The organism is Mesorhizobium sp. M2C.T.Ca.TU.002.02.1.1, from assembly GCF_003997225.1.
Map to the genome: position 1 here is coordinate 1 of NZ_RZTO01000701.1, position 3,320 is coordinate 3,320.

Consider the following 3,320-nt stretch of genomic DNA (forward strand, 5'->3'; position numbering starts at 1 on the left):
GCCGGCCATGATCTTGATCAGCGTCGACTTGCCGGCGCCGTTCTCGCCCATCAGGGCGTGGATCTTGCCAGGCTCCAGGATGAAGTCGACATTGTCCAGCGCCACCACGCCCGGAAAGCGCTTGCCGATGCCGCGCATTTCCAGCGCCGACACATTCGTGTCGACGGCCGCGCCTTCGCCGGGATGAAGGAAATCAACGGACATTGGCTTTGTTCCGGATGATGTCGAGATAGGTCGCCAGGATGATGACGATGCCCGGCACCACCATCTGCAGGTCCTGGTTCCAGCCGAGGATGATGATGCCGTTGTCGATCACCTTCAGCACCAGCACGCCGAGCAGCGTGCCGAACAGTGAGCCGCGGCCGCCGAGCAGGCTGGTGCCGCCGAGGATGACGGCGGCGATCACCGTCAGCTCGAAGCCGCGCCCGGCGGTCGGCTGGCCGGCATTCATCAATGACGACAGGATCATGCCGGCGACGCCCACGCACAGGCCGGTGACGATGAAGGCAAGCAGCTTCAACCGTTCCGAACGAAGGCCGGACAGGCGCACCGCCTTTTCGTTGGCGCCCACCGCGTAGAGATAGCGGCCGAGCGTGGTGAAGCGCAGCGTCACATAGGCGACGACGAAGATCAGCGCCGCGATAATGACGGGGAGGGGCACCGCGCCGACATAGCCGGCGCCGAGATCGGTGAAGCTTACCAGCTGATTGTGATTCTGCACCGCCTCGCGCGTGAACAGATAGACGCCGCCCTGCAGCATCATCATGGTGCCGATGGTGGCGATCAGCGAGTTCACCCTGAGCCTGGTGACGACCAGCCCGTTGAACAGGCCGACGCCGCCGGCAAAGGCAAGTGCGGCCAGCATGCCGAGCGCGAGGCTGTGGGTGGAATTGAGCACCGCCATGCCGATGCAGCCGACAAAGGCGAGCGAGGCGCCGACCGACAGGTCGACCTCCGCCGTGATGATGAGCATGGTCATGCCCGAGGCGACGATCAGCACCAGCGCGCATTGACGCAGGATGGCGATGATGTTGGCCTCCGAATAGAACTGCGGCGCCGCGATCGAGATGGCGATGCAAAGCACCGCCAGGATGGCACCCAGCACCAGCTGGCTGCTGCCGAGAAGCTGGCCGCCGATGAAACGCTTCTGCGCGGAAGCGTGTGTAAGCTCGCTCATGTCAGTCCGTTCCCGTCGCTAGAGCATGATGCCGAAAAGTGTGAAGTGGTTTCGGACTAGATCATGCTCTATCTCTTGGACTTAGGGACGGATTCAGATTTCAGGTCGAACAGACCTGAAATCATCCGGCTCTAAGGTCAGGCGCCGGCTCCGTGTCCTTGCCGGCCACCGGCGCCTGGCAGGTAGCCCTTCCCGCGACGCGGGAAGGGCCGTGTCGATCGACCTATTTCTTCAGGTCGGCCGAGGTCTTCATGCACTTTGCCGGCGGCTGCAGCGCATTGACGGCGTCCCATTTGATGGTGCGGGTCTTGCCGTCATAATCATAGTATTTCTTCCAGTCGTCGCCAGTCATCGGCGCGGTGGGGCTGACGATGTGCTCCGGAACCTGCTCTCCGTTGAACAGCTTGACCGCCGCGTCGATGGTGGTGAAGCCTTCCTTCTCCGGGAACATGGCGGCCTCGATGCGGTAGGACGGCTCGTTCTGCATGGCGTTGATGAAGGCAAGACCTTCGCCGCCGGTGCCGACCGTCAGCAGGCCGTCCTGCGACTTGCCGGCGGCCTTCCAGGCTTGCAGACCGCCCAGCGACGAAGAATCGTTGATGCCGTAGATGATGTTGACGTCGGAATTCTTGGCGAGCGCTGCCGAGGAGACTTCCAGCGCGCGGTCCGGATTGCCGCCGCCATCGAGGTCATGCACCATCACAGCATCGGGGATGACGGTCTTCAGCCCGTCCATGAAGCCGTGCGAGCGCAGCACCGTCGCCGACAGCAACGGCAGGCCGACATTCATCACCTTGGCGACGCCGCCGAGCTTTTCCTTGGCATATTTGCCGGCCTCGACGCCGGAGAAGTAGCCGGTGTCGTAGTCGCAGATAGCGACCATCGTGGTCATGCCCTTGACCGGGTTGCCCTCGAGCACAACCGGGATGTTGGCGGCCTTGGCCTGACGCAGCAGCGGCACCACGCCTTCCTCATTCACCGGGGTGATGATGAGCACGTCGACGCCCTTGGCAATGAAGTCTTCGGCTGCGGCGACCTGCTTGGCTATGTCGAGATTGGCGTCCTGCACCTCGACGTCGATCCCGAGTTCCTTGCCGTGCGCCTTCATGCCCTTGATGACGTTCTGGTACCACTCATGCGTGGCGTAATTGGTGACGTAGCCGATGTGCTTGGGCATGTTCTCGGCACGCGCCGCCGCCGCGCCTATGGCCAGCATGGCCGCGGATGCGAGCAGGATTGATTTGGACCAGTGCATTTTTCTCTCCCAGGTTTTTCGTTTGTCTCAGTCGCTGAACGGGTAATCCCGCCGTTCCGGGTCGGCACGTGAAGAGCTGTTGGCTTCGCCCCAGCCGAGCGCACCCGATATCTTCTCGGCGGCGGTCCGGGTTCGTTCGAAGACGGTTTGACGATCGAAGCGCGCGGCCTTCTGCGGCAAGAGCGGCACCGTGAGCGCGGCGACGACGGCGCCGACATGGTCGCGCACGGGCATGGAGATGTTGGTGCAGCCCTCGACAGCCAGCGACGCGCGCATCTCGTAGCCGAGCCTGGCCACCTCGTTCAGCCGCGCCTCGATTTCCTCGCGCGTCCCCTGCCCTTCGCCGGCAGCGACGATCCGCTCGACGATGCGGTCGCGCTCCGCCCGGTTCGAATGGGCGAGCAGCACCGCGCCGGAACTGGTTTCGAGGATCGGGAAATGCGATCCGAGCGCAACCGAGTAGCGCATCGGCAGCGGCGAATCGATCTGCAGCACCACCAGGGCGTTCTGTCCCTCGCGCACCACTAGGTGACAGCTCTGGTCGGCATTGGCCGTCAATTCGCGCATCACCGGCAGAGCGCATTCGACCAGCCTGTTCACCGGCGGATGCATATGCGCCAACTCGAACAGTTTCAGCGACAGCCGGAAGCGGTCCGATTGCGTGCGGAACAGGTAGCCGCGCTTCTCCAGCAAGAGCAGGATGCGGTAAATCTCGTGGATGGACCTGCCAAGGCCCGTCGCGATCTCGGTCTGGGTCAGCGCCTCGGCGCTTGCAGCCATGAACTCCAGCACGTCGAGCGCCTTCTCCACTGCCGGCACGCGATATCCATTGCGGCCGCTTTCGCTTTCCTCGAGTGTTTCGGCAATGCCGGCAGCCATCACGCGACG

General features: G+C 63.4%; 4 protein-coding genes. All 4 read right to left on the reverse strand.

Annotation, left to right across the window (positions count from 1 at the left end):
• Positions 1-204: ATP-binding cassette domain-containing protein (locus EOD07_RS27835; protein WP_127237672.1), on the reverse strand; the 204-nt coding region annotated here is incomplete at its 3' end.
• Positions 194-1,177: an ABC transporter permease gene (locus EOD07_RS27840; RefSeq protein WP_127237673.1), complete on the reverse strand. Its 984-nt coding sequence runs from the start codon at positions 1,175-1,177 to the stop codon at positions 194-196. The genes EOD07_RS27840 and EOD07_RS27835, both read right to left, overlap by 11 nt.
• 223 nt (positions 1,178-1,400) lie before the next feature.
• On the reverse strand, positions 1,401-2,432 hold the full coding sequence (locus tag EOD07_RS27845; RefSeq protein ID WP_127237674.1) for a sugar ABC transporter substrate-binding protein: 1,032 nt from the start codon (positions 2,430-2,432) through the stop codon (positions 1,401-1,403).
• 27 nt (positions 2,433-2,459) lie between these two features.
• A partial coding sequence (locus EOD07_RS27850; protein WP_348627787.1) for an IclR family transcriptional regulator occupies positions 2,460-3,320 on the reverse strand: 861 nt, incomplete at its 5' end.